The sequence below is a fragment of the Streptococcus sp. SPS1 genome (genome assembly GCF_030439915.1).
Taxonomy (GTDB): domain Bacteria; phylum Bacillota; class Bacilli; order Lactobacillales; family Streptococcaceae; genus Streptococcus.
In genome coordinates this window covers 1-18,900 of the sequence record NZ_JAQFJG010000011.1, presented here as the reverse complement: position 1 = coordinate 18,900, position 18,900 = coordinate 1, and the positions used below count along the sequence as shown (strand labels likewise).

At 39.9% G+C, this 18,900-nt stretch carries 18 protein-coding genes and 1 tRNA gene; 17 read left to right on the top strand and 2 right to left on the bottom strand.

The window, feature by feature from the left end; all coding sequences use genetic code 11:
• The first annotated feature begins 59 nt into the window (after positions 1 to 59).
• From topA to smc, 15 genes are all read left to right on the top strand, one after another.
• Positions 60 to 2,147 carry a type I DNA topoisomerase gene (topA, locus tag PCY12_RS08160; RefSeq protein WP_301352411.1) on the top strand — a complete coding sequence of 696 codons (2,088 nt, stop codon included), beginning with the start codon at positions 60 to 62 and terminating at the stop codon, positions 2,145 to 2,147.
• 98 nt (positions 2,148 to 2,245) lie between these two features.
• Positions 2,246 to 2,392 (top strand): hypothetical protein, encoded by a 147-nt coding sequence (locus tag PCY12_RS08155; protein ID WP_000693519.1) that lies wholly within the window; start codon positions 2,246 to 2,248, stop codon positions 2,390 to 2,392.
• Positions 2,393 to 2,404: 12 nt separating this feature from the next.
• Complete coding sequence (locus tag PCY12_RS08150) at positions 2,405 to 2,764, top strand: YbaN family protein (RefSeq protein ID WP_001220353.1); 360 nt, start codon at positions 2,405 to 2,407, stop codon at positions 2,762 to 2,764.
• A gap of 92 nt (positions 2,765 to 2,856) precedes the next feature.
• Positions 2,857 to 3,489 (top strand): copper homeostasis protein CutC, encoded by a 633-nt coding sequence (locus tag PCY12_RS08145; protein ID WP_000638767.1) that lies wholly within the window; start codon positions 2,857 to 2,859, stop codon positions 3,487 to 3,489.
• 43 nt (positions 3,490 to 3,532) lie between these two features.
• On the top strand, positions 3,533 to 4,189 hold the full coding sequence (locus PCY12_RS08140; RefSeq protein WP_000461594.1) for an MmcQ/YjbR family DNA-binding protein: 657 nt from the start codon (positions 3,533 to 3,535) through the stop codon (positions 4,187 to 4,189).
• 314 nt (positions 4,190 to 4,503) lie between these two features.
• Positions 4,504 to 6,066, top strand: coding sequence for a 2-isopropylmalate synthase (locus PCY12_RS08135; protein ID WP_173249745.1), 1,563 nt, complete (start codon positions 4,504 to 4,506; stop codon positions 6,064 to 6,066).
• 11 nt (positions 6,067 to 6,077) lie between these two features.
• Positions 6,078 to 7,115, top strand: coding sequence for a 3-isopropylmalate dehydrogenase (leuB, locus tag PCY12_RS08130; protein ID WP_301352409.1), 1,038 nt, complete (start codon positions 6,078 to 6,080; stop codon positions 7,113 to 7,115).
• A complete protein-coding gene (locus PCY12_RS08125) occupies positions 7,112 to 7,381 on the top strand; it encodes a DUF1294 domain-containing protein (protein ID WP_000762421.1) in 270 nt (89 codons plus the stop codon). Before leuB ends, PCY12_RS08125 begins: the two co-directional genes overlap by 4 nt.
• Before the next feature lie 3 nt (positions 7,382 to 7,384).
• On the top strand, positions 7,385 to 8,767 hold the full coding sequence (leuC, locus tag PCY12_RS08120) for a 3-isopropylmalate dehydratase large subunit (protein WP_301352407.1): 1,383 nt from the start codon (positions 7,385 to 7,387) through the stop codon (positions 8,765 to 8,767).
• Between the two features lie 9 nt (positions 8,768 to 8,776).
• Positions 8,777 to 9,370: a 3-isopropylmalate dehydratase small subunit gene (leuD, locus tag PCY12_RS08115; RefSeq protein ID WP_023933062.1), complete on the top strand. Its 594-nt coding sequence runs from the start codon at positions 8,777 to 8,779 to the stop codon at positions 9,368 to 9,370.
• 27 nt (positions 9,371 to 9,397) lie between these two features.
• Complete coding sequence (locus tag PCY12_RS08110) at positions 9,398 to 10,177, top strand: L-threonylcarbamoyladenylate synthase (protein ID WP_000160505.1); 780 nt, start codon at positions 9,398 to 9,400, stop codon at positions 10,175 to 10,177.
• 199 nt (positions 10,178 to 10,376) lie between these two features.
• Positions 10,377 to 11,363 carry a GMP reductase gene (locus tag PCY12_RS08105; RefSeq protein WP_000931164.1) on the top strand — a complete coding sequence of 329 codons (987 nt, stop codon included), beginning with the start codon at positions 10,377 to 10,379 and terminating at the stop codon, positions 11,361 to 11,363.
• A 66-nt stretch (positions 11,364 to 11,429) separates the two neighbouring features.
• Positions 11,430 to 11,501: transfer RNA gene (locus PCY12_RS08100), tRNA-Arg, on the top strand.
• A 182-nt stretch (positions 11,502 to 11,683) separates the two neighbouring features.
• Positions 11,684 to 12,382, top strand: a complete 699-nt coding sequence (gene rnc, locus PCY12_RS08095) for a ribonuclease III (protein WP_000661480.1) — start codon at positions 11,684 to 11,686, stop codon at positions 12,380 to 12,382.
• Positions 12,373 to 15,912 (top strand): chromosome segregation protein SMC, encoded by a 3,540-nt coding sequence (gene smc, locus PCY12_RS08090; RefSeq protein WP_301352405.1) that lies wholly within the window; start codon positions 12,373 to 12,375, stop codon positions 15,910 to 15,912. The genes rnc and smc overlap by 10 nt, the downstream gene beginning before the upstream one ends.
• Before the next feature lie 193 nt (positions 15,913 to 16,105).
• On the opposite strand, the gene PCY12_RS08085 is transcribed toward smc, so the two are convergent.
• The gene (locus tag PCY12_RS08085) at positions 16,106 to 16,957 is read right to left on the bottom strand and encodes a helix-turn-helix domain-containing protein (RefSeq protein ID WP_049511724.1); all 852 of its coding nucleotides are present in this window, start codon (positions 16,955 to 16,957) and stop codon (positions 16,106 to 16,108) included.
• A 205-nt stretch (positions 16,958 to 17,162) separates the two neighbouring features.
• Here PCY12_RS08085 and PCY12_RS08080 point away from each other — a divergent pair, with 205 nt between their 5' ends.
• Complete coding sequence (locus PCY12_RS08080; protein ID WP_049511725.1) at positions 17,163 to 17,867, top strand: ATP-binding cassette domain-containing protein; 705 nt, start codon at positions 17,163 to 17,165, stop codon at positions 17,865 to 17,867.
• 3 nt (positions 17,868 to 17,870) lie between these two features.
• Positions 17,871 to 18,641, top strand: coding sequence for a hypothetical protein (locus PCY12_RS08075; RefSeq protein WP_301352403.1), 771 nt, complete (start codon positions 17,871 to 17,873; stop codon positions 18,639 to 18,641).
• 109 nt (positions 18,642 to 18,750) lie between these two features.
• On the opposite strand, the gene PCY12_RS08070 is transcribed toward PCY12_RS08075, so the two are convergent.
• A partial coding sequence (locus tag PCY12_RS08070; RefSeq protein WP_295498210.1) for a transposase occupies positions 18,751 to 18,900 on the bottom strand: 150 nt, incomplete at its 5' end.

Sequence of the window (18,900 nt, the reverse complement as noted above, 5' to 3'; positions counted from 1 at the left end):
AGGGTTCAAAAAATGGTTTACACTTTATAAAGTTTATTACTTTGAAAAGGTGTGATACTGTGGCTACGGCAACAAAAAAGAAAAAATCAACAGTTAAAAAAAATCTAGTCATCGTGGAGTCGCCTGCTAAGGCGAAAACGATTGAAAAATATCTTGGCAGAAACTACAAGGTTTTAGCCAGTGTCGGCCATATCCGTGATTTGAAGAAATCCAGTATGTCCGTCGATATTGAAAATAATTATGAACCGCAATATATCAATATCCGAGGAAAAGGTCCTCTTATCAATGACTTGAAAAAAGAAGCCAAAAAAGCTAATAAAGTCTTTCTGGCGAGTGACCCGGACCGTGAAGGAGAAGCGATTTCTTGGCATTTGGCTCATATTCTCAACTTGGATGAAAATGATGCCAACCGTGTGGTCTTCAATGAAATCACCAAAGATGCAGTCAAAAATGCTTTTAAAGAACCACGCAAGATTGATATGGATTTGGTCGATGCTCAACAGGCTCGTCGTGTCCTAGACCGCTTGGTAGGCTATTCGATTTCGCCTATTTTGTGGAAGAAGGTCAAGAAGGGCTTGTCAGCAGGTCGCGTACAGTCCATTGCCCTTAAACTCATCATTGATCGTGAGAATGAAATTAACGCCTTCCAGCCTGAAGAATACTGGACAATTGATGGTATTTTTAAAAAGGGAACCAAGCAATTTCAGGCTTCCTTCTATGGAGTGGATGGTAAAAAGCTGAAACTGACTAGCAATGATGAGGTTAAGGAAGTCTTGTCTCGTCTGACCAGTAAAGATTTTTCAGTGGATCAGGTAGATAAGAAAGAGCGCAAGCGCAATGCTCCATTACCTTATACCACTTCATCTATGCAGATGGATGCGGCCAATAAAATCAATTTCCGTACTCGAAAGACCATGATGGTTGCTCAACAGCTCTATGAAGGGATCAATATCGGTTCTGGTGTTCAAGGTTTGATTACCTATATGCGTACCGATTCGACTCGTATCAGTCCTGTAGCGCAAAATGAAGCAGCAAGTTTCATTACGGACCGTTTTGGTAGCACGTATTCTAAGCACGGTAGCAAGGTAAAAAATGCTTCAGGAGCTCAGGATGCCCACGAGGCGATTCGTCCGTCTAGTGTCTTTAATACACCTGAAAGCATCGCTAAGTATTTGGATAAGGATCAGCTTAAGCTTTATACCCTTATCTGGAATCGTTTTGTGGCTAGCCAGATGACAGCTGCTGTCTTTGATACCATGGCTGTTAAATTATCTCAAAATGAGGTCCAATTTGCTGCTAATGGTAGTCAGGTTAAGTTTGATGGTTATCTTGCCATTTATAATGATTCTGATAAGAATAAGATGTTACCAGATATGGCTGTTGGAGATGTGGTTAAGCAGGTGAATAGCAAACCAGAGCAACATTTCACTCAACCGCCTGCTCGTTATTCTGAAGCGACATTGATTAAGACCTTGGAGGAAAATGGGGTTGGACGTCCGTCAACCTACGCACCGACCATTGAAACTATTCAGAAACGTTATTATGTTCGCCTTGCAGCCAAACGCTTTGAACCGACAGAGTTGGGAGAAATTGTTAACAAGCTCATCGTTGAATATTTCCCAGATATCGTAAACGTGACCTTCACAGCTGAAATGGAAGGAAAACTGGATGATGTCGAAGTCGGAAAAGAGCAGTGGCAACGTGTTATAGATGCCTTTTACAAACCATTCTCTAAAGAAGTCGCCAAGGCTGAAGAAGAAATGGAAAAAATCCAGATCAAGGATGAACCAGCTGGATTTGACTGTGAAGTGTGTGGCAGTCCAATGGTCATTAAACTTGGTCGTTTTGGTAAGTTCTACGCTTGTAGCAATTTCCCAGATTGCCGTCATACCCAAGCAATCGTGAAAGAAATCGGCGTAGAGTGTCCAAGCTGTCATCAGGGACAAATCATTGAGCGTAAAACAAAACGTAACCGCCTTTTCTATGGTTGCAATCGCTATCCAGACTGTGAATTTACCTCTTGGGATAAGCCTGTTGGTCGTGACTGTCCAAAATGTGGCAACTTCCTCATGGAGAAAAAAGTCCGTGGTGGTGGCAAGCAGGTTGTTTGTAGCAAGGGTGATTACGAAGAAGAAAAGATTAAATAAGAGGAGAGCCCTGAAAGTTAATTTCAGGCTCTTTTTGGTTGGAGCTTGACAAAATTCATCATTTTATGCGAAACTAGAAGAAGATTATTTTATACTCAATGAAAATCAAAGAGCAAACTAGGAAACTAACCGCAGGTTGCTCAAAGCACTGCTTTGAGGTTGCAGATAAGACTGACGAAGTCAGGAACCATACCTACGTCAAGGCGACGTTGACGCAGTTTGAAGAGATTTTCGAAGAGTATTAACTAGGAGAAGTTATGCGTATTATTTATCTTATTATTGGTTTTTTATCACTAGCCTTGGCTATTGTTGGGGTTGTTTTACCTTTGTTGCCGACAACGCCTTTCCTTTTGTTGTCTATTGCTTGTTTCTCCAGAAGTTCCAAGCGCTTCGAAGATTGGTTGTATCATACCAAGCTCTATCAAGCATATGTAGCTGATTTTCGCGAGACTAGATCTATTGCGCGTGAACGTAAGAAAAAAATCATCGTTTCTATCTACATCTTGATGGGAATTTCTATTTATTTTGCCCCTCTTTTACCGGTCAAAATCGGTCTAGGAGCCTTGACCATCTTTATTACCTATTATCTCTTCAAGGTCATTCCAGACAAAGAATAGTTAAAATAGTAGTTATTTCCCTTGATAAAAATGAAAGCAAATTCACAACAATATGATATAATAAATTCAAAGTAATACTCAAGGAGAATTAAATGATTTACGAATTTTGTGCTGAAAATGTGACCTTGCTTGAAAAAGCGATGGAGGATGGAGCTCGTCGAATTGAACTTTGTGACAATCTAGCAGTTGGTGGGACAACTCCCAGCTATGGAGTAACCAAGGCAGCGGTTGAATTGGCAGCTAACTACGATACGACCATCATGACCATGATTCGTCCACGTGGTGGCGACTTTGTCTATAATGAACTAGAAATTGCAATTATGTTAGAAGACATTCGGTTGGCTACTCAGGCTGGAAGTCAAGGAGTTGTATTTGGAGCCTTAACTGCTGATAAGAAGTTGGATAAACCTAATCTTGAAAAGTTAATTACTGCATCAAAAGGAATGGAAATTGTCTTTCACATGGCCTTTGATGAATTGAGTGATGAAGACCAGTTGGAAGCTATTGACTGGCTTAGCCAAGCCGGTGTCACCCGTATCCTAACTCGTGCTGGTGTGTCTGGTGACTCCTTAGAAAAACGTTTTGCTCACTATCACAGAATTTTGGAGCATGCTAAAGGTAAGATTGAAATTCTACCAGGTGGGGGGATTGACCTTGACAACCGTCAAACCTTTATCGACCAGCTGGGTGTAGCACAATTGCATGGTACTAAGGTTGTCTTTTAAAAAATAGAAAGGAACTGCTAGCTTTGGGTAGCAGTTTTCACTTATGTTTGAAATTTTTAAATCCTATCAGTTTAATCAAGAAAAGGCTCGTGCCTATGGTTTTGTAGAAAATAGTGGAGTCTGGACCTATAGTTGCCAGATTTTGCAGGGTGACTTTGTCATGACTGTGTCCATCACTGCTGATAATGTGAGTTTTCAAGTCTTTGACCAGGAAACCGGTGACCTCTATCCACAAGTCCATATGGAAAGCTTTAAAGGAAGTTTTGTTGCAAGTGTCCGTGAAGCTTGTCTGGAGATTCTTTACCAGATTCGGAAGGCTTGTTTTGAGGTACAGGATTTTATCTGTCCTCAGACTAAGCGAATCATGGCTCAGGTTCAGGAAAAGTATGCTAACCAGTTGGAGTATCTGTGGGAGAAATCGCCTGATACGGCAGTGTTAAGACATGAAGGCAATCAAAAGTGGTATGCTGTTTTGATGAGAATCTCTTGGGATAAGCTGGAAAAGGGGAGAGAAGGATTAGTGGAAGCAGTCAACCTCAAACATGATCAAGTAGCTGACTTGCTTTTAAAAAAGGGCATTTATCCAGCCTTTCATATGAACAAACGCTACTGGATTAGTGTGGCTTTTGATGATACGTTTTCAGATGAAGAGGTGCTAGAATTGATAGAGAAAAGTTGGAGCTTAACCTCTAAAAAATGAAATATTTCAAGGGTTTTCAAGAACTTTCAATTAGCTAAATATTCTATACTGAAGAAATTTTCAGAAAATATTGGATTTTTTCTTGACAAGTAGTTTTGTCTATGCTAAAATACTAAACAAGATATCAAACGAAGGAGAAAGTCAAACATGAAAACAGCTAAGTTTAATCAATTTGCTTTGTTGTTGAGGTACTCGGGCTAGTGCAAAAAGCATTAGTCCTGTTTGGCTTACCAAGCGGGAGTGAATCAACATCTCGCTTGGACTTCTAAGCGAGATGTTTTTTTAAAAACCACATTTGGAAAAGGGGAAATCTTATGCGTAAAGTTGAATTTTTTGATACAAGTCTTCGTGATGGGGAACAAACACCTGGTGTTAACTTCTCAATAAAGGAAAAAGTTTCCATTGCAAGACAGCTGGAGAAATGGGGAATTTCTGTAATTGAAGCTGGTTTTCCGGCTGCTAGTCCAGATTCATTTATAGCCGTTCAAGAAATTGCTAAAGCCATGAAAAAAACAGCAGTGACAGGATTAGCTCGTTCTGTAAAATCTGATATTGATGCTTGTTATGAGGCACTTAAGGATGCCAAGTATCCACAGATTCATGTCTTTATCGCTACCAGTCCGATTCACCGCAAGTACAAGCTCAATAAGAGCAAGGAAGAGATTCTAGAAGCTATTAAGGAGCATGTCTCTTATGCACGTTCTAAGTTTGAAGTGGTCGAATTCTCTCCAGAGGATGCGACTAGAACAGAGTTGGATTTCCTATTACAAGTCGTTCAAACAGCGGTTGATGCTGGTGCGTCTTATATCAATATCCCTGACACGGTTGGATTCACCACGCCAGAAGAGTTTGCACGCATCTTTGATCACTTGACTGAAAATATTAAATCAGATCATAAAGTTGTCTTTGGTGTCCACTGTCATGATGATCTCGGTATGGCAACTGCAAATACTTTGACAGCAATTAAACACGGTGCTGGACGTGTCCAGGGAACTATTAATGGTATCGGTGAACGCGCAGGTAATGTTGCTCTTGAAGAAGTAGCTGTTGCTTTGAAGATTCGTGAAGATTTCTTCCAAGCAACTAGTGATATTGTTTTGGATGAAACAATGAATACGTCAGAAATGGTTTCTCGCTTCTCTGGTATTCCAGTTCCTAAAAACAAGGCTGTGGTTGGTGGCAATGCCTTTTCTCACGAGTCTGGTATTCACCAAGACGGAGTCCTTAAAAATCCTCTTACTTATGAGATTATCACCCCTGAATTGGTCGGTGTCAAGAGTAACAGCCTCCCACTTGGTAAATTGTCAGGTCGCCATGCCTTTGTTGAAAAACTAAGAGAACTGGCCCTAGATTTTACAGAAGAGGACATCAAACCACTCTTTGCTAAGTTCAAGGCGCTGGCAGATAAGAAACAAGAAATCACAGATGCAGATATTCGTGCGCTGGTCGCTGGAACTATGGTTGAAAATCCAGAAGGCTTCCATTTTGATGATTTACAACTGCAAACTCATGCTAATAATGATATCGAAGCGCTCGTAAGCCTAGCCAATATGGATGGTGAGAAAGTCGAATTTAATGCGACAGGGCAAGGTTCTGTTGAAGCAATCTTTAACGCTATCGACAAATTCTTTAATCAATCTGTCCGCTTGGTATCCTATACTATTGACGCGGTAACGGATGGAATTGATGCCCAGGCTCGGGTCTTGGTCACTGTTGAAAACAGAGATACAGAAACCATCTTTAACGCTGCAGGTCTTGATTTCGATGTGTTGAAGGCTTCTGCTATTGCCTATACCAATGCTAATACCTTTGTTCAAAAAGAGAATGCTGGTGAGATGGGGCGTAGCGTTTCCTACCGCGATATGCCTAGTGTGTAAAGGAGAATGCTATGACAAAGAAAATAGTAGCTCTAGCAGGGGACGGAATTGGTCCAGAAATCATGGAGGCTGGTTTAGATGTTCTGGAAGCTCTAGCTGAAAAAACAGGTTTTGACTATGAGATTGATAGACGACCCTTCGGAGGTACAGGTATTGATGCTGCAGGGCATCCCTTACCTGATGAAACCCTCAAGGCAAGTAGGGAATCAGATGCTATCCTCTTAGCGGCTATCGGTAGTCCTCAGTATGATGGGGCAGCGGTTCGCCCTGAACAAGGCTTACTGGCTCTCCGTAAGGAACTCAATCTTTACGCCAATATTCGCCCGGTAAAAATCTTTGATAGTCTCAAGCATTTGTCACCACTCAAACCAGAACGAATTGCTGGTGTAGACTTTGTAGTTGTGCGGGAGTTGACAGGCGGGATTTATTTTGGGGATCATATCCTTGAAGAGCGCAAAGCGCGTGATATTAACGACTATAGCTATGAGGAAGTAGAGCGGATTATTCGCAAGGCCTTTGAAATTGCAAGAAATCGCAGAAAAATCGTTACTAGTATCGATAAGCAAAATGTTCTAGCGACATCAAAACTCTGGAGAAAAGTGGCTGAGGAAGTCGCGCATGATTTTCCAGATGTGACCTTGGAACACCAGTTAGTGGACTCAGCTTCCATGCTTATGATTACCAATCCTGCCAAGTTTGATGTCATCGTGACGGAGAATCTTTTCGGAGATATTCTATCGGATGAATCAAGCGTTCTATCTGGTACACTTGGCGTCATGCCATCAGCCAGTCATTCTGAAAATGGACCAAGTCTCTATGAACCTATTCACGGTTCAGCACCTGATATTGCTGGTCAAGGAATTGCCAATCCTATCTCCATGATTTTATCAGTGGCCATGATGTTGAGAGATAGTTTTGGACGTTATGAGGATGCAGAGCGTATCGAGCGTGCTGTTGAGGCAAGTTTGGCAGCTGGTATTTTAACAAGAGATATAGGTGGACAGGCTTCTACCAGGGAAATGACAGAAGCGATTATTGCAAGGTTATGAAGTTAGACGAAAAAATTACTCTAGCCCTCTTGATTTGGAATGTCATGATTTTCTTGATTTATGGTATTGACAAATCTAAGGCAAGGAGAAGAGTTTGGCGCATCCCTGAGAAAATCTTACTTATTTTAGCCTTTACTTGTGGTGGTTTTGGTGCCTGGCTAGCAGGAATCATCTTTCACCACAAGACTCGAAAATGGTACTTTAAAATAGTTTGGTTTCTTGGGATGGTGACCACACTAGTAGCCTTATATTTTATTTGGAGGTAATGGATGACAGGAAAATCGATTTTTGATAAATTATGGGATCGTCATGTTATCACAGGAGAAGAGGGGCAGCCCCAACTCATGTATGTGGACCAGCACTATATCCACGAGGTGACCAGTCCTCAGGCTTTTCAAGGATTACGAGACGCAGGTCGCAGATTGAGACGACCAGACTTGACATTTGGAACATTTGACCACAACGTCCCGACGGTCAATATCTACGATATTCGAGATGTCATTTCCAAGGCACAAATTGATAAGCTGGCTGAAAATGTTGAGGAGTTTGGAATTGAACATGCGGCCCACGGTTCTGAAAAGCAAGGAATCGTTCATATGGTTGGTCCAGAGACAGGACGGACCCAACCAGGAAAATTCATCGTCTGTGGAGACAGTCACACAGCAACTCACGGTGCTTTCGGAGCTATCGCCTTTGGGATTGGGACCAGTGAGGTTGAGCATGTCTTCGCTACTCAGACACTCTGGCAGGTCAAACCTAAGAAAATGCTGGTAGAATTCACTGGTGTTCCTCAAAAAGGAGTTTATTCCAAGGATTTCATTCTAGCCTTGATTGCAAAGTACGGCGTTGCTTGTGGTGTTGGTTATGTCGTGGAATATCGTGGACAAGCTATTGATGCACTGAGCATGGAAGAGCGAATGACCATCTGCAATATGTCCATCGAGTTTGGTTCTAAGATGGGAATCATGAATCCGGACCAAACCACCTATGATTATCTCAAGGGACGGGAATGTGTTCCAGCGGACTTCGAAGAGGCTGTGGCGGATTGGAAAACAATTGTCAGTGATGAGGATGCCGTTTATGATAAGGTTATTCAGATGGATGTCTCAGACTTGGCTCCTATGGTAACCTGGGGAACCAATCCTGCTATGGGGGTTGACTTTGACAGTAGCTTCCCAGAAATTAAGGATATGAATGATGAGCGAGCCTACAATTATATGGATTTGGAACCAGGTCAAAAGCCAGCAGATATTGAATTAGGCTATATCTTTATCGGTTCTTGTACCAATGCTCGTCTCAGCGACTTGCAGCTGGCTGCGCGATTTGTCAAAGGAAAGAAAATTGCTCCCAACTTAACAGCTATCGTAGTTCCAGGCTCTCGTCCTGTCAAACGAGCTGCTGAGAAGTTGGGTTTGGATAAGGTTTTCATAGATGCTGGCTTTGAGTGGAGAAACCCAGGTTGTTCTATGTGCCTAGGAATGAATCCTGACAAGGTACCTGATGGTGTCCACTGCGCCTCAACCAGCAATCGTAACTTTGAAGACAGACAAGGCTTTGGCGCTAAGACCCATCTCTGTAGTCCAGCTATGGCAGCTGCGGCAGCTATTGCAGGGCGCTTCGTAGATGTTCGGCAAATGCCAGAAGCCCAGTAAGGAGAGGATATGGAGAAATTTACAGTTTATACGGGAACGACCGTTCCTCTTATGAATGATAACATCGACACCGACCAAATCCTACCCAAGCAGTTTCTCAAGTTAATTGATAAAAAAGGCTTTGGTAAGTACCTTATGTATGCTTGGCGTTATCTGGATGATCTCTATACTGAGGACCCAGACTTTGTCTTTAACCGACCTGAATATCGCAAAGCCAGTATTCTCATTTCAGGGGATAACTTCGGCGCAGGGTCTTCGAGGGAACACGCTGCTTGGGCTCTAGCGGACTATGGTTTTAAGGTCGTGATTGCGGGGTCTTTCGGTGATATTCATTACAATAATGAACTCAATAATGGTATGTTGCCTATTGTTCAGCCCAGAGAGGTTAGAGAGAAACTAGCTCAGCTACAACCAAGTGACCAGGTAACTGTGGACTTGGAACAACAAAAAATCATCTCACCAGTTGGAGAATTCACGTTTGAAATTGATAGCGAATGGAAACACAAACTCTTAAATGGTTTGGATGATATTGGTATTACCTTGCAGTATGAAGATTTGATTGCTGCTTATGAAAAACAACGACCAGCCTACTGGCAGGATTAGAAGAAAAATAGAAAAGGAAATAGAACTATGACAAAACACATTCAATGGAACGGAACACTTTCACAAGAAGGCTATGATATTTTAAAAGGTGAGGGTGGATGTATCGTTTGCCCTACTAAAGTTGGTTACATCATCATGACTAGTGACAAGGCAGGTCTTGAACGTAAGTTTGAAGCTAAAGAACGTAACCGTAACAAACCAGGTGTTGTTCTCTGCGGTAGCATGGATGAGCTTCGTGCTTTAGCACAACTTAACCCAGAAATTGAAGCCTTTTACCAAAAACATTGGGATGAAGATATTCTTCTTGGTTGTATCCTTCCTTGGAAACCAGAAGCCTTTGAAAAACTCAAAGCATACGGTGATGGCCGTGAAGAACTGATGACTGACGTGCGTGGTACTAGCTGTTTTGTTATCAAGTTTGGGAAAGCTGGTGAACAATTGGCTGCCAAACTTTGGGAAGAAGGCAAGATGGTTTATGCCTCATCAGCTAACCCATCTGGAAAAGGAAACCGTGGTAAGGTAGAAGGAATTGGAGAACGTATCGAAGGCGCAGTTGACCTTGTTATCGAGGCAGACGACTATGTGGCATCTATCCAGCCTGACAAAACGATTGAAACGCGCTACGAGCAAGGCGTGATGGTGTCTATGGTCGATAAGGACGGCAAACTCATCCCAGAACAAGGAGGAGCACGTTCAACTTCACCAGCTCCAGTTGTAATCCGCAAAGGGCTTGACATTGATAAGATTATGATGCACCTGTCAGACACCTTTAACTCATGGGACTACCGTCAGGGAGAGTATTATTAGAATGTAGAATAACTGGGGAGAAAATAATCTCTCCTTTCTTTTGTTATTCACAAAAGTAAAATCCGAACATTATATTTCTATTTATAAAATTATTTGACAAAAGCTGTACTTTGCTTTATAATATATTAAGGAAACGTCGGAAAAGGCGTAGTGATGCGAGAGCATAGGTAGGTCATTACAAAAGAAACGAGACATCGATATGTTAAATGAATTTCCAATTTTTGATTACGAAGATATTCAATTGATTCCAAATAAATGTGTCATTAAAAGCCGTGCAGAAGCAGATACAAGTGTCACTCTAGGAAATCACACCTTTAAACTACCTGTTGTGCCAGCTAATATGCAGACGATTTTGGATGAAAATGTAGCAGAGCAACTGGCTAAAGGTGGTTACTTCTACATTATGCATCGTTTTGATGAAGCAGGACGCATTCCTTTTATTAAACGCATGCATGATCAAGGGCTTATTGCTTCTATATCTGTTGGTGTTAAGGACTATGAGTATGATTTCGTTAGCCAGCTTAAGGCTGATGCTCCTGAGTACATCACGATTGACATTGCCCATGGTCATGCGGATAGCGTGATTTCTATGATTCAACATATCAAGAAAGAATTGCCAGATACTTTTGTCATTGCTGGTAACGTGGGAACACCAGAAGCTGTGCGAGAATTAGAAAATGCTGGTGCGGATGCGACTAAGGTCGGAATCGGTCCTGGTAAGGTTTGTATCACCAAGGTCAAGACTGGTTTTGGTACAGGTGGTTGGCAGTTGGCTGCTCTCCGTTGGTGTGCCAAGGCTGCGCGTAAACCAATCATTGCAGATGGAGGAATTCGTACTCACGGTGATATTGCCAAGTCTATCCGCTTCGGTGCTAGCATGGTCATGATTGGTTCCCTCTTTGCAGGACACATCGAAAGTCCAGGGAAAACGATTGAAGTCGATGGTGAACAGTTCAAAGAATATTACGGTTCAGCCTCACAATATCAAAAAGGTGCTTACAAAAATGTGGAAGGCAAACGTATCTTGCTTCCTGCTAAAGGTCATCTGCAAGACACTTTAACTGAGATGGAGCAAGACCTTCAAAGTGCTATTTCTTATGCAGGTGGACGTCAGGTTGCTGACCTTAAACATGTTGATTATGTGATCGTGAAAAACTCTATTTGGAATGGGGATGCTTCCCACTAAGACGGCCTATCTCACTAGAAAAAAACTTGTTATTAGAGCAAATTTTTGTTATAATAAAACAAGTTTCCACCCTTAGTGTAATGGATATCACGTAAGATTCCGGTTCTTGAGATGGGGGTTCGATTCCCTCAGGGTGGATGTAAACATCCTAAAAAGCCTTTAATAGGGCTTTTTTCTTTACACAGCCCTAAATTGGCCCTTAAAACTAAAAATCTCTTTTAAAAGAATGCCCAAATCCTCTCCAGTCCCGTTTTAAAGTGACTCAGGGGGCTTTTTTTGATATAATAAAAAGGACTGTTATCAGTTAGAAAGAGGTTGGTATGAAAGAATTACAAACTGTACTAAAGAACCATTTTGCAATCGAATTTGCAGACAAAAAGTTACTGGAAACTGCCTTTACTCATACGAGTTATGCCAATGAGCACCGCCTCTTAAAAATTTCACACAATGAGCGCTTGGAATTTTTAGGAGACGCTGTTCTACAGTTATTGATTTCAGAATATCTGTATAAAAAATATCCTAAAAAGCCTGAGGGTGATTTGTCTAAACTCCGTGCCATGATTGTTCGCGAGGAGAGTTTGGCTGGTTTTGCGCGTGATTGCCAGTTTGATCAGTTTATCAAGCTGGGTAAGGGGGAAGAAAAGTCTGGTGGTCGCAATCGTGACACCATTCTTGGTGATGCCTTTGAAGCCTTTCTCGGTGCCCTCCTTTTGGACAAGGATGTGGCCAAGGTCAAGGAATTTATCTATCAAGTCATGATTCCTAAGGTTGAAGCAGGAGAGTTTGAGATGATTACAGACTACAAAACCCATCTCCAAGAGTTACTTCAGGTCAATGGGGATGTGGCTATTCGTTATCAGGTGATTTCTGAAACGGGACCTGCCCATGATAAGGTCTTTGATGTAGAAGTTCTTGTTGAAGGCAAGAGCATTGGTCAAGGTCAAGGTCGTTCTAAGAAATTAGCAGAGCAGGAAGCTGCCAAAAATGCCGTTGAGAAAGGGCTGGATTCATGTATTTAAAGGAAATCGAAATTCAGGGATTCAAGTCTTTTGCTGATAAGACCAAGGTCGTCTTTGACCAAGGTGTGACGGCAGTTGTTGGACCCAATGGATCTGGAAAGTCAAATATTACAGAAAGTCTGCGTTGGGCCTTGGGGGAGTCAAGTGTTAAGAGTCTCCGTGGCGGCAAGATGCCGGATGTCATCTTTGCTGGAACAGAAAGTCGCAAACCGCTCAATTATGCTTCTGTAGTTGTGACTCTGGATAATCATGACGGATTTATCAAGGATGCAGGTCAAGAAATCAGGGTAGAACGCCATATCTATCGTAGCGGAGATAGCGAATACAAGATTGACGGCAAGAAAGTCCGTCTGCGTGATATTCATGACCTCTTCTTGGATACTGGATTGGGACGAGATTCCTTCTCCATCATTTCCCAAGGGAAGGTTGAGGAGATTTTCAACTCCAAGCCTGAAGAACGCAGAGCTATTTTTGAAGAAGCTGCGGGAGTTTTAAAATACAAGACTCGCAGAAAAGAAACTGAGAGTAAACTACAACAAACCCAGGATAATCTAGACCGCTTAGAGGACATTATCTACGAGTTGGATAATCAAATCAAGCCTCTTGAGAAGCAAGCTGAGAATGCTCGCAAATTTTTAGACTTGGAAGGTCAACGTAAGGCCATTTATTTAGATGTTTTGGTTGCTCAAATCAAGGAAAATAAGGTTGAACTAGAGTCGACAGAAGAAGAGTTGGCTCAGGTTCAGGAACTATTGACGAGCTATTACCAAAAGCGTGAAAAATTAGAAGAAGAAAACCAAACTCTTAAAAAGCAACGCCAAGATTTACAAGCTGAAATGGCCAAAGACCAAGGCAGTTTGATGGATTTGACCAGTCTGATTAGTGATTTAGAGAGAAAATTAGCCCTATCGAAATTAGAATCTGAGCAAGTAGCCCTGAATCAACAGGAAGCACAAGCTCGTTTGGCTGCTTTGGAGGATAAGAGAAATTCACTCAGCAAAGAAAAATCTGATAAAGAAAGCTCTTTAACTCTGTTAGAGGAAAATCTAGTCCAAAATAATCAAAAACTCAATCGTTTAGAAGCTGAATTGCTAGCTTTTTCAGATGATCCTGATCAAATGATTGAGCTCTTACGCGAACGCTTTGTAGCTCTTTTACAAGAAGAAGCAGACGTCTCAAACCAGCTGACCCGTATCGAAAACGAGTTGGAAAATAGTCGTCAGCTTTCTCAAAAACAAGCAGATCAACTACAAAAACTCAAAGAACAACTGGCTACAGCTAAAGAGAAGGTTAGTCAGCAAAAAGACGAGCTTGAAACTGCCAAGGAGCAGGTTCAGAAATTATTGGCCGACTATCAAGCTATTTCCAAGGAGCAAGAGGAACAGAAAGCTTCCTATCAAGCTCAACAAAGTCAACTATTTGATCGTCTGGACGGTCTTAAAAACAAGCAGGCTAGAGCCCAAAGTTTGGAAAATATCCTGAGAAATCATAGTAACTTTTATGCAGGTGTCAAGAGTGTTCTTCAAGAAAAAGACCGCCTTGGTGGGATTATTGGGGCAGTCAGTGAGCACCTGACCTTTGATGTGCATTATCAAACTGCTTTAGAGATTGCGCTAGGAGCCAGCAGTCAGCATATCATCGTAGAAGATGAACATGCGGCAACCAAGGCTATTGATTTTCTCAAACGAAACAGAGCCGGTCGTGCAACCTTCCTTCCTTTGACAACTATTAAGGCGCGTACGATTTCTAGTCAGAACCAAGATACTATCGCATCAAGTCCAGGCTTCCTTGGTATGGCTGATGAGTTGGTGTCATTTGATAAGAGACTGGAGGCTATTTTCAAGAATTTGCTAGCCACGACAGCGATTTTTGATACAGTAGAACATGCGCGTGAAGCTGCTCGACAAGTTCGTTATCAGGTTCGTATGGTGACATTGGATGGGACAGAACTTCGTACAGGTGGTTCCTATGCAGGTGGTACCAATCGCCAGAACAACAGCATCTTCATCAAGCCAGAACTGAAGCAATTGCAAAAAGAAATTGCTGAAGAGGAAGCAAGTCTTCGTTCAGAAGAAGTGGCTTTGAAGACCTTGCAAGACCAGATGGCTAGATTGACCGAATCATTAGAAGCTATCAAATCTCAAGGAGAGCAGGCACGTATTCAGGAGCAAGGCTTGTCCCTCGCTTATCAGCAGACCAGTCAGCAAGTTGAAGAACTAGAAACTCTTTGGAAACTCCAAGAAGAGGAATTAGATCGTCTTTCTGAGGGAGATTGGCAAACGGATAAGGAAAAATGTCAAGCACGCCTTGCTACTATTGCCAGTGACAAGCAAAATCTGGAAGCTGAGATTGAAGAGATTAAGTCTAACAAAAACGCCATCCAAGAACGCTATCAAAACTTGCAGGAAGAGCTAGCGCAAGCTCGTTTGCTTAAGACAGAACTGCAAGGGCAAAAACGTTATGAAGTAGCTGATATTGAACGCTTAGGCAAGGAATTGGATAATCTGAATATCGAACAAGAGGAAATCCAGCGCCTTCTTCAAGAAAAGGTTGACAATCTTGAGAAGGTTGATACAGAATTGCTCAGTCAACAGGCTGAAGAAGCCAAAAATCAGAAAACAAATCTCCAACAAGGTTTGATTCGCAAGCAGTTTGAGTTGGATGATATTGAAGGTCAGCTGGATGATATTGCTAGTCATTTGGATCAGGCTCGCCAGCAGAATGAGGAGTGGATTCGCAAGCAAACACGTGCTGAAGCCAAGAAAGAAAAGGTCAGCGAGCGCTTGCGCCATCTACAAAGTCAATTAACAAACCAGTACCAGATTAGCTATACTGAAGCACTAGAAAAGGCACATGAGTTGGAAAATCTCAATCTGGCAGAGCAAGAGGTGCAGGATTTAGAGAAGGCTATTCGCTCACTGGGGCCTGTCAATTTGGAAGCTATTGACCAGTACGAAGAAGTCCACAATCGTCTGGATTTCCTAAATAGCCAGAGAGATGATATTTTGTCAGCGAAAAATCTGCTTCTTGAGACCATTACAGAGATGAATGATGAGGTTAAGGAACGCTTTAAATCAACCTTTGAAGCTATTCGTGAGTCCTTTAAAGTGACCTTCAAACAGATGTTTGGCGGAGGTCAGGCAGACTTGATATTGACTGAGGGAGACTTGCTGACAGCTGGGGTTGAGATTTCTGTTCAACCGCCAGGTAAGAAAATTCAGTCTCTAAACCTTATGAGTGGTGGTGAAAAAGCTCTATCGGCTCTTGCCTTGCTTTTCTCCATTATTCGTGTCAAGACCATTCCATTTGTCATCTTGGATGAGGTGGAAGCTGCGCTGGATGAAGCCAATGTAAAACGTTTTGGGGATTACCTCAACCGCTTTGATAAGGACAGCCAGTTTATCGTCGTAACCCACCGTAAGGGAACCATGGCAGCGGCTGATTCTATCTATGGAGTTACTATGCAAGAATCAGGTGTCTCAAAAATTGTTTCGGTTAAGTTAAAAGATTTAGAAAGTATTGAAGGATGACAATTAAACTAGTAGCAACAGAAATCGGAATAAGTAAATTGATACAATAGCATATAAAGAAAGCCTTGAAATTTAGCTGATTTCAGGGCTTTTTAACTGTCTATTGCTATCAGGGTAAAATCATTAGAGATGTTGTGAGTTTATGGAGACACCCTTGATTTGTAAAATGTTAAATAGTAGAGAATCATTTCATCTATTCTTTGTTTACCAGTTTATCGAAATGGCTAGTATAGTGTAATTTTAACTTGTCTTCTCCTAAAATATCAAGGACTTGTATGGCCTGTTTCATTTTTTCAATTCCGCTATCTGAATGACGCTTAAATTCAAAGTAACCAGTTGCATAGAGAAAAACTGTCTGTTCATAAAAGTTTAATTCATTATCTAATAATGCTTTTATTTCGGTGATTAGATAAGTACAGTTTGAAAATTCTTCCTTATCTACGCTCAGAATTAGACAATTGATGGCCAATTGAGTGACAATTCGCTTATTTGTTTTATTCAATGAAGAGTAGATGTAATTGTTCAACATTTCCTTTGTTAACAGGAAGTAGGAGTTGTAGTTTATTGTTCGTACACAGTTACCTAATAAAGTGATTTCATAGTAACCCCATTTTTCAACTTTAAAGAGATAATCTGTCAATTGAAGTAATTCTTTATTTGATGGAATAATACTGGAATCCATTGTATGTAGAATGGATTTTATCATTGTTTTCTCGAAAGAATTTAAAGTGTAATGTGATGAGTCAGAAAGTAGAGCAGCTATATTTTTGATGTTTTGTGATGAATATTGCTTACGAATATATTGAACCAAATTAGCGAATAATTCAGTATTAGTATAATCTTCATTATGTAAAACAAGAAACTCATCTAAAGTAATGTGTAATTTGTCTAAAATATTGATAAGTCGAATACAAGATATCTCTGATTCCCCACGTTCGAATCTAGATATTTGAGATTTTGAAAGATGTTCATCTGCTACAGAGCATAGACTAATTTGTTTTCCTTTACGAACTTTTCTAAGTGTGATGCCAAGTTTTGATTTCATAATTTCCCATTTTCCCAACAAAAATTAAATCCGTTTTTATTTATTGTACAATAAATAAAATCAGTTATCAATTTTAGCTACTCGAAAAGAAACTAGAGGAACAGTTTTTGCGGGAATTAGACTTGTTGAATTTTATGGTCTGACTAAGAATTCTTTGAATACCCAAATGCCAGTTTTCGCGTTTGCAGTAGAATAGGAGATAAAAATGGAAAAATTAGTTATATCTAATGTTATTAAAACATACAAAGACACAGTTGCTTTAAGGGATGTAAATCTAGAATTGGAAAAAGGTAAGAGGTATTTTTTACTTGGAAAAAACGGATCAGGAAAATCTACTTTAATTGATTGTATTGCAGGGCATATAAGCTATAAGGGCAGTATTACTTATAATAAAAAGGTTCAATTTTATAGAGAAATAGCTTATCAACCTCAGCATTTTAATATACTAGAAAATTTGAAAGTGTCAGAAGTAATCAATTTTTTTAAATCTTCGGTCTCGTCGTATCGGTTTGATCAGGAGCTCTATAATTTTCTTGAGATTGCTAATATTTTAAAGAAAAAGGTGAAATCTTTATCAGGTGGACAGCGTAAATCCCTATCAATATTCATTTCATTAGTAATGAATAAGAAAATTGTAATTTTGGATGAACCATTTTCAGAGTTGGATTTTGAAAAGAAAAAAGAACTCAATCAGTACTTATCCCAAAATTATCTTGATAAATTATTCATTGTTATTAGTCATGAATTAGAGGATATGCAGTTATTCACGAGTGATTTGATAATTTTAGATAATGGTAATGTCAAGTGTTGTGGAGACTATAATAATCTGTTCTCTAACTATAAAGTAAATACCATAGAAGATTTATATTTGGCAGTTACTGGGAAGACAATATATGAAAAGAGGATTTAAATATTGAAAAAAATATTACGGATGATTAAGTTTAGTTTTTTAGAAAATATGAGAAATTATGGAATCATTATCAGTTCAATTATTCCATCTACTATATTTTTAATTATTGGTCTAGCAATTAAAAATATATTAAATAACACAGATATTATAAGTTTGTTACTCTATGGGCAATTTTTACCTATGAGTTTGATGCTACTCGTTTTATCATTCTCTTTCACTTTAAACATTAGTAGTTTTACAGAAAAAAGACAAACAAATTTTTTTAATTTTTTATCACATACTGATGTTAGTAATCTAGAATTTTATATTGGTACTTTTGTAGCTATGCTCTTGTTGTTTAATGTATTCCAATTACCTCTTTTACTTTTGTTCTTATCAATAGTGAAAAATATGTATACTCACATTATCCATCTTAGTATTGCTTCAAATATTATTTTTATAGTGATGTATCCATTAGGAATATTAATTTCCTTATTTATTAAGAGTATGTCTAAAGTTAATGCAATCATGACACCTGTAAATTTGATATTGATGTTTTCAATCTCAATGCCAACTTTATTCGCTAGTTTATTAGGAAAAGAAGTCACGATATTTTACACGTATCTTTTTTGGAATCCTCTAATAATTTTGAATGATTTTATTTTATTTGAAATGAATATAAGTGAAAAAATGTGGTTATCCAAAGAACTCTCTCTCTTTTTATTGTTTATCTTGTTTTTTGTATTCACTTTAGCGGTTTATTGTTTGGAAAAAAGAAGAATTCAGGAAATTTGAAAATATCCCCTATTAAAAATACGTGAATTGTAATTGAGAGCGGTGATAATCTTATGCAACAGTTAATGTATTTTTAAATTATAAAGAGAGGAGAAATAGAATAATATAGTTAATTGAAACAAGAACAAGACAAAAGAGCCTCAAAAAAAGTATTGCAACTTGGTAATACCTTTTTGAGGTGCTTTTTGATATGAGCCCATGTTTTCTCAATAGGATTGTACTCAGGTGAGTAGGGAGGAAGAGGTAAAAGTTTATGCCC